This window comes from Amycolatopsis sp. NPDC051758, assembly GCF_044453095.1.
In the GTDB taxonomy this organism is placed as follows: Bacteria; Actinomycetota; Actinomycetes; order Mycobacteriales; family Pseudonocardiaceae; genus Amycolatopsis.
The window spans coordinates 1-1,039 of the sequence record NZ_JBITCJ010000038.1 but is presented as its reverse complement, the minus strand read 5'-3'; the positions used below and the strand labels follow the sequence as shown (position 1 = coordinate 1,039).

The 1,039-nt window shown below is 55.7% G+C and carries 1 rRNA gene; it reads left to right on the top strand.

The features are described from left to right. Positions 1–1,039: ribosomal RNA gene (locus ACIA5G_RS53840) — 23S ribosomal RNA — on the top strand; the annotation flags it as partial.

Sequence of the window (1,039 nt, the reverse complement as noted above, 5' to 3'; positions counted from 1 at the left end):
CTTGAAAGAGTGCGTAATAGCTCACTGGTCAAGTGGTCCTGCGCCGACAATGTAGCGGGGCTTAAGCACACCGCCGAAGCTGTGTCATTGACACAATAGATCCACTCGTTCCCTTGAGGAGCGTGTGTAGTCGTGTTGATGGGTAGGGGAGCGTCCTGCATCCAGGGAAGCCGTGGCGGAAGCTAGCGGTGGAGGGTGTGGGAGTGAGAATGCAGGCATGAGTAGCGAATGCAGAGTGAGAAACTCTGCCGCCGGATGACCAAGGGTTCCTGGGCCAGGCTAATCCGCCCAGGGTAAGTCGGGACCTAAGGCGAGGCCGACAGGCGTAGTCGATGGACAACGGGTTGATATTCCCGTACCCGAGCATGTGCGCCCATGACGAGGCGTTTGATACTAACCACCCAAAGCCACTGTTTGAAGCCTTCGGGTGAATGATGGTGTGTGGAGCGTGGGACCTGATTTCGTAGTAGTCAAGCGATGGGGTGACGCAGGAAGGTAGCTCCGCCAGTGAGTGGTAGTACTGGTGTAAGCGTGTAGGCCGTCGTGTAGGCAAATCCGCACGGCACTAAGGCTGAGACGTGATGCGTAGCCGTTTGAGGCGAAGTAGAGTGATCCTATGCTGCCGAGAAAAGCCTCTAGTGAGTGCATGCACGGCCCGTACCCCAAACCAACACAGGTGGTCAGGTAGAGAATACCAAGGCGATCGGGTGAACTGTGGTTAAGGAACTCGGCAAAATGCCCCCGTAACTTCGGGAGAAGGGGGGCCAAACACCTTGAAGCCTTTTTCGGGCTAGGGGTGGGTGGCCGCAGAGACCAGCGGAAAGCGACTGTTTACTAAAAACACAGGTCCATGCGAAGTCGCAAGACGATGTATATGGACTGACGCCTGCCCGGTGCTGGAACGTTAAGAGGACCGGTTAGCCTTTCGGGGCGAAGCTGAGAATTTAAGCGCCAGTAAACGGCGGTGGTAACTATAACCATCCTAAGGTAGCGAAATTCCTTGTCGGGTAAGTTCCGACCTGCACGAATGGCGTAACGA